Annotated in this window: 6 protein-coding genes; all 6 read left to right on the top strand. The window is 52.9% G+C overall.

The annotated features are described in order from the left end of the window. The first annotated feature begins 349 nt into the window (after window positions 1–349). Genes AB7U36_RS17175 through AB7U36_RS17150 form a run of 6 tightly spaced genes read left to right on the top strand, consistent with a single transcriptional unit; the run spans window position 350 to window position 5641 of the window. The gene (locus AB7U36_RS17175; protein WP_428160915.1) at window positions 350–1318 is read left to right on the top strand and encodes a chromate resistance protein ChrB domain-containing protein; all 969 of its coding nucleotides are present in this window, start codon (window positions 350–352) and stop codon (window positions 1316–1318) included. 59 nt (window positions 1319–1377) lie between these two features. Beyond that, window positions 1378–1665 carry a hypothetical protein gene (locus AB7U36_RS17170; RefSeq protein ID WP_428160914.1) on the top strand — a complete coding sequence of 96 codons (288 nt, stop codon included), beginning with the start codon at window positions 1378–1380 and terminating at the stop codon, window positions 1663–1665. Window positions 1666–1675: 10 nt separating this feature from the next. Then, window positions 1676–2113, top strand: a complete 438-nt coding sequence (locus AB7U36_RS17165) for a chromate resistance protein ChrB domain-containing protein (protein WP_428160913.1) — start codon at window positions 1676–1678, stop codon at window positions 2111–2113. An 11-nt stretch (window positions 2114–2124) separates the two neighbouring features. Then, window positions 2125–3387 (top strand): MFS transporter, encoded by a 1263-nt coding sequence (locus tag AB7U36_RS17160; RefSeq protein ID WP_428160912.1) that lies wholly within the window; start codon window positions 2125–2127, stop codon window positions 3385–3387. Window positions 3388–3391: 4 nt separating this feature from the next. Next, window positions 3392–4684 carry a chromate efflux transporter gene (gene chrA, locus AB7U36_RS17155; RefSeq protein ID WP_428160911.1) on the top strand — a complete coding sequence of 431 codons (1293 nt, stop codon included), beginning with the start codon at window positions 3392–3394 and terminating at the stop codon, window positions 4682–4684. 27 nt (window positions 4685–4711) lie between these two features. Continuing rightward, window positions 4712–5641, top strand: a complete 930-nt coding sequence (locus AB7U36_RS17150) for an HDIG domain-containing metalloprotein (protein ID WP_428160910.1) — start codon at window positions 4712–4714, stop codon at window positions 5639–5641. The last annotated feature ends 1 nt before the right edge of the window (window position 5642 follow it).

The following is a 5642-nucleotide window of genomic DNA, read 5'->3' as shown; positions in this document are numbered from 1 at the left end:
CCTTTTTATAGCAATGGAGAAAAACGGCATTGTTTTCAATGCCGGGAATTTCTTTGTTTAAAAGGACACAACTATAATTTCGTGGAACTGCAATCTTTGTAATACAGCAGGACAACTTCTGTCAACAAAAGATATATTCATAAACTTCCGGTCAACAGCTGCGGGTGTAGTTGCTTTAAGTCCCGGCATTTTCCCGTTCCTGGCGAGGGCTGTCAGGTTGTTTGTGTGCATTTCCTAAGTGTTACCCTTTCTTGTGAATCGAATTCAAAAAAAACAAACTGATCCGTTGACATATAGAAACAACTGTTACATATTAGTTGAAACAATTGTGCCGGAGAATATTACAATAATGGTTCAACCTAAAAAATGGCTGGTATTGATTCACCAGATCCCTCCCAAACCGGATGCCCTGCGAGTCAAAATCTGGCGGCGGCTGCAACAGGTAGGGGCTGTGGCGATCAAGCAATCGGTCTATGTGATGCCCCTGACTGAGCAGGCCCGGGAAGATTTGAGCTGGACACTCAGGCAGATTGTCGAGGGCGGCGGCGATGGTTCCATTTCCGAGGCCAGGTTTGTCCAGGGCCTGTCGGACGAACAGATCCTGGCCCTGTTTCACAACGCCCGCAAAGCGGACTACGAGAAACTGATCCAGGAGGCCGGAACCCTGTATGCCCAATGGTCTTCACAAGAGAGCGACCCCAGGGACCCTGCCGTTAAAGGACCGGCTCAGCTCTCCAGGCTGCAGCGCCGCCTGGACGACATATCCGCCATCGATTTTTTCCGGACCCCGGAACGGGCCGCTGCGGACCTGCAGCTCAAGGCGCTGGAAAAGCTGCTTGCAGGAGCACCGGCAGCGGACACCGACACCGTTGACGGTTTTGCCGACCTGAAAGGGAAAACCTGGGTAACCCGGGGAAATCTCTTTGTGGACCGCCTTGCCTGCAGCTGGCTGATCCGCCGTTTCGTGGACGGCAAGGCCGCACTGAAATTTGTTCCGGACCCTGAATACCTGCCCCAAACCAACGAAATACGCTTTGACATGTTCGACGGGGAATACACGCACCAGGGAGATCTGTGCACCTTTGAGGTCATGATTCAACGGCTGCAGATCCGGGACCATGCCCTGGGGCCGTTGTCCGAAGTGGTGCATGACATTGATCTGAAAGACGAAAAATTCGGCCGCAGCGAGACATTCGGATTCAATGCCCTTCTGACCGGACTAGTGGCCGAACATCCCGGCGATAACGAGCGGATGAACGAAGGGTTCCGGTTGTTTGACAATTTGTACGCTTATTTTAACCGGCAGAAAAGGGAATAAACCGTTCCCCTGAAACGCCACCCCCAAGACAAAACATTAAAGCATAAAGGAGCCAAACCATGCCATCCATTGCCAAGCATGCCGATATCAGCAGACAAAGAACCGGTAAAACCTACCAGGAAGTTCATGAATGGATCGATGATCCCCAGCACAAGGAAGAACGTCACGACATCACCCGTGTTCTTGAGTTCAGCCAAATGTTCCGCGAGAAGTACGGGGAGCAGGCGGCTGAAGAGTATGTTCAGCATCTGGCCGACGACCTAAACGGCAAGTTCAACCACCTGGTGGAGGATGTCCAGGTGCTGGTGGACAAAACACTGGCCTATTTCGGTGCCGGAAAAATTTAGGAGCATTACCATGAAATGGATAACCCGATCCCATGTCCACGTGGACCGCGTGGCCTGTCCCTGGCTGATCACAAGATTTGTCGACTCGGACGCACAGTTCATCTTTGCACCTAAAAGCCAGGTGATGGAACTTGCCGACAAGACCTGCGCCATCCCCTTTGACACCGATGGTGCAACCTTGCACCACCGGGGTGACCGCTGCACCTTTGACGCGATCATCGAGGATTATCAACTGACGGATGCGGCCCTTCTGCGCATGGCCAAAGTCATTAATGCCGCAGACTCCAACCGCCTGGATGCCGATCCCCTGGCGGCCGGTTTCGAAGCCATTGCTGTGGGTTACAGCCTTCGTTTCCCGGACGATCTGGAAAACATCCGGCACCAGTTTGCGGTCTACGACGCCTTGTATGCCTGGTGCCGGCTGGATGTAGCAAAGGGGACACCGTAAAGGAATGCGTTATGGCGATTCATGACACTTTTAAAACCCGTGTTTCCCGGATACCGGGATTTCTGGGCCTTCAGCGCAGCACGGCCGGCGTGCTGGCCATGGTGGTGCTGGTGGGCATGGGCGAACGCATGGCCGAGCGGTTCTTGCCCATCTACATGCTTGCCCTGGGCGGCGGGGTCCTGGCCATCGGACTTTTGCAGGCCATGGACAACCTTTTGTCCGCCCTTTACTCCTTTCCCGGCGGCTACCTGTCCGACCGAATCGGCACCAAAAAATCCCTGCTGATCTTCAACCTGGTGGCCATGGCCGGATTTGCCCTGGTGATCCTGGTGCCGACATGGCAGGCGGTACTCGTCGGGGCGGTGCTTTTTATCTCCTGGTCGGCCATATCGCTTCCGGCCACCATGAGCCTGATTTACAAGGTTCTGCCCGGCGGCAAGCGCACCATGGGGGTGACCATGCACTCCCTGGTGCGGCGCATCCCCATGGCCTTAGGGCCTTTGCTCGGTGGGCTGTTCATCGGGATATGGGGAGAGCAGGACGGGGTGCGCCTGGCCTTTGGTGCCGCCCTGGCCATGGCCGCGATTGCTCTGGTTCTCCAGCAGAAGATGATCGAAGATGATGCCCTGCCCAACCCAACCGGTTCCGATACCTGCAACCTGACACCGGAAAAGAACCCCTTGAAACTTATGGCCATGATGAACCCGGCCATGAAAGGGCTGCTGGTATCCGATATCCTGGTGCGGTTCTGCGAGCAGATTCCCTATGCCTTTGTGGTGGTCTGGTGCATGAAGACCATTGCCCAGCCCGTGTCGGCCCTTCAGTTCGGCCTGCTCACCACCATCGAGATGACTACGGCGGTGCTTGTGTATATTCCTGTGGCGTATCTTGCTGACAAGGGCACAAAAAAGCCCTTTGTCCTGATGACGTTCGTATTTTTCACCCTGTTTCCCCTGGTACTCCTGCACTGCAAAAGCTTCGTGTGGCTGGTACCGGCCTTTATCCTCAGAGGCCTCAAGGAGTTCGGTGAGCCCACCCGCAAGGCCCTGATCATGGACCTGGCCCCTGATAGCTGCAAGGCCGGCATGTTCGGGCTGTACTATTTGATCCGGGATATTTTTGTTTCCATTGCCGCATTCGGCGGGGCGTTCATCTGGCAGAAAAGCCCTGAAATCTGCCTTATTTCAGCATTTGTGTTCGGCGTTTTCGGAACATCGGTGTACGCGTTTTTCGGTACGGATCTTTCAACAGAAACATTTCAAGAGGAGAGATAACATTATGAAGGTTGATGCCATATCTTTCAGGGACGCTTTAAAATTCTGGACAAAGCTGGGGTTCATAAGCTTCGGCGGTCCGGCAGGGCAAATCGCCATCATGCACCAGGAAGTTGTTGAGAAAAGGAACTGGGTCAGTGAAAATCAGTTTTTAAGGGCGCTCAATTTCTGCATGCTGCTGCCTGGTCCCGAAGCGCAGCAGCTGGGTACATATCTGGGTTGGCGCATGCACGGAACAATAGGGGGGATTGCCGCCGGTTCGCTTTTTGTTATTCCGGCAGTCTTCCTGATGCTGCTGCTCTCCTGGCTTGCCGCAGCCCATATCGACATGCCGGTTGTGGCAGCAGCCTTTTACGGCATCGGGCCTGTTGTCGTAGCGGTGGTTGTGGAGGCGGTCATCCGGATCGGTAAAAAAGCATTAAAGCACAACCTGTTTTACGGGTTTGCCGGTGCCGCATTTATCTGCATCTTTTTTCTTAAAGTGCCATTCCCTTTTATTGTTGCCGGCGCAGCCCTGGCCGGACTTGTGATGCGGGGGTATTTCCCGGATGTTTTTTGTTCAGGTTCTCTTGATCCGGAGACCAAAGAGTGTGTCATGGAGGCTGAAACCGGTCACAGCGGGCATCAGTACAACGCAACCTTCGGCCATGTGTTAAAAATATTTTTTGTCTGCCTTGGCCTTTGGCTGGTTGTTGTCGGAAGTGTCTGGGCATTTGCAGGCGCTGACAGCACCTTGTCTGCCATTGCGCTGTTTTTTACCAAAGCCGCATTTGTCACCTTTGGCGGTGCCTATGCCGTCTTAAGCTATATTGCCGATGTGGCCACCGGACTTGAATGGCTTACCATGGAACAGATGCTCATCGGACTGGGGCTTGCCGAGTCCACACCCGGTCCTTTGATCATGGTCACCCAGTATGTGGGTTTTTTAGGCGGGTGGAATCTGCCCGGCGGATTGTCCCCGCTGACATCAGGCGTTTTAGGCGCATTGATCACCACATACGTTACGTTTTTACCCTGCTTTTTCTTTATTTTTGCAGGGGCGCCCTTCATTGAGGCCATGGCCGGCAACCAGAAATTACAGGCAGCACTCAAAGGTGTTACGGCTGCTGTGGTCGGAGTCGTGCTCAATCTGGCCGTCTGGTTTGGTTACAAGATATTTTTTCCAGCCAACGGCATGGATTTTTTTGCGGTGGCTGCAGCTGGTGTCTCGTTCCTGCTGCTTCAAAAATTTCATCTTCCCATCCAGTATATGGTGCCCATTGGCGCTGCGGCCGGCATCATCTGGAAATTCATATGAAAATTCAAACATCTTGAGGCGGCAACCATGAATAAATATATAAATACAGACGAGCTTGCACAACTGATAGATTCCGGCAGCAGGATCACTTTGCTGGACGTGCGAAGAGAGGTTGATGTGATGGCGTCTGAATCGAAAATTAATGGAGCGCAATGGCTCAGCCCGGGATCTGTTGACCTCTGGGGCGGCGATATTGCCGGGGATCGCAAGGCCGTCATCTACTGTGTGAAAGGCGGACAGGTCAGCCAGTCTGTGGCCGGAAGCCTTTCTGACAAAGGGATTGATGCGGTTTTCCTCGAAGGGGGACTGAAAGCCTGGCAGGACGGTGGATTCCCGGTGGTGAACAACCCGCTGTTCCGGAAACCTTACGCCATCCGGGAGTCCGATATTCAGATTCTTAAAAACGCCGGTATGTCTGATGAAGATATCATTCACAGCCGAAAAGTGGCAGAAAAAGCCCTTGAAATTGCTGATCGCATTAAACAACAGCCCCTTGACATGGAGTTCATAGGCCGTGCAGCTCTTTTCCACGACCTGGGCAAAGCCCGGACACATGGAATGGAACATGGCCGGATCGGTGCTGAAATGGGGTCCTCGCTGGGGCTCTCCAAGGCGATCACCGATGTCATGGAAAAGCATATCCGGGGTGGGCTTACCCCGTTTGAAGCGCAGGAATTAGGGCTTCCTGTCAAGGATTATACGCTTTACCGCCTTGAAGAACGAATCATTATTTATGCAGACCGCCTGGTTGATATTATCACCGAAGATATCGTGTCCATTAGGGATGAAAAGCAAGCCGAAGAACAGTTTGAACATATACTGTCAACGATCCTTAAATACGAAAAAAATGATACTACACGCAAACGGTATTTAAACTATCACAAAGAGATTACAGCGCTGACTTTGAATTTGTATCCGAATGCCTGGATAGCGGAGATCCCATTACCGAAGGAATGAT

Source organism: Desulfobacter sp., assembly GCF_050177295.1.
Note: the sequence above shows the minus strand (reverse complement) of the source record. Positions and strands in the feature narration are given on the sequence as shown.

Coding starts and splice junctions, on each gene's coding strand:
- AB7U36_RS17175 (WP_428160915.1), top strand. CDS start 350: ATGGTTCAACCTAAAAAATGGCTGGTATTGATTCACCAGATCCCTCCC.
- AB7U36_RS17150 (WP_428160910.1), top strand. CDS start 4,712: ATGAATAAATATATAAATACAGACGAGCTTGCACAACTGATAGATTCC.
- AB7U36_RS17170 (WP_428160914.1), top strand. CDS start 1,378: ATGCCATCCATTGCCAAGCATGCCGATATCAGCAGACAAAGAACCGGT.
- AB7U36_RS17160 (WP_428160912.1), top strand. CDS start 2,125: ATGGCGATTCATGACACTTTTAAAACCCGTGTTTCCCGGATACCGGGA.
- AB7U36_RS17165 (WP_428160913.1), top strand. CDS start 1,676: ATGAAATGGATAACCCGATCCCATGTCCACGTGGACCGCGTGGCCTGT.
- chrA (WP_428160911.1), top strand. CDS start 3,392: ATGAAGGTTGATGCCATATCTTTCAGGGACGCTTTAAAATTCTGGACA.